The organism is Pseudomonas sp. EGD-AK9, assembly GCF_000465935.2.
Lineage (GTDB): Bacteria > Pseudomonadota > Gammaproteobacteria > Pseudomonadales > Pseudomonadaceae > Aquipseudomonas.
Genome location: NZ_AVOF01000892.1, coordinates 1 through 597, shown reverse-complemented (window position 1 = coordinate 597; position 597 = coordinate 1). Strand labels below are relative to the sequence as shown.

The following is a 597-nucleotide window of genomic DNA, read 5'->3' as shown; positions in this document are numbered from 1 at the left end:
ATGGAGGCGGCCAGGGTGGAGATCACCGTGTCGCCGGCGCCGGTGACGTCGAACACCTCGCGCGCCCGCGCCGGCAGGTGCAGCGGCGCGTGGTCCGGGCGCAGCAGGGTCATGCCGTGCTCGCCGCGGGTCACCAGCAGGGCGCCGAGTTCCAGCTCACGCATCAGCTTGGCGCCCTTGCTGACCAGCTCGGCCTCGTCCTTGCAGCCGCCGACTATGGTCTCGAACTCGTGCAAATTGGGGGTGATCAGGCTGGCGCCGCGGTAGATGGAGAAGTCCTTGCCCTTGGGGTCGGCCAACACCGGGATGCCCCTGGCGCGCGCGGCCTGGATCAGCACCTGGTGGTTCTGCAGCGCGCCCTTGCCGTAATCGGACAGCACCAGCACCTTGACCCCGGCGAGCAGTGCCTCGACCTGGCGCGCCAGGGCCTGGGTATCGGTGGCGAAGGGTTCTTCGAAGTCCATGCGCAGCAGCTGCTGGTGGCGGCTCATGACGCGCAGCTTGACGATGGTCGGCTGCTCGTCGCGGCGCTGGAAGTGTGCCTCGACGCCGGCGGCGGCCAGGCTGTCGGCCAGGCTGTCGGCCGCCTCGTCCTCG

General features: G+C 70.2%; 1 protein-coding gene. It reads right to left on the bottom strand.

Features of this window, described 5'->3' with window-relative positions:
* Positions 1–597, bottom strand: a 597-nt coding sequence (locus tag N878_RS25145; protein ID WP_021446231.1) for a PfkB family carbohydrate kinase, incomplete at both ends; no start/stop codon positions are given.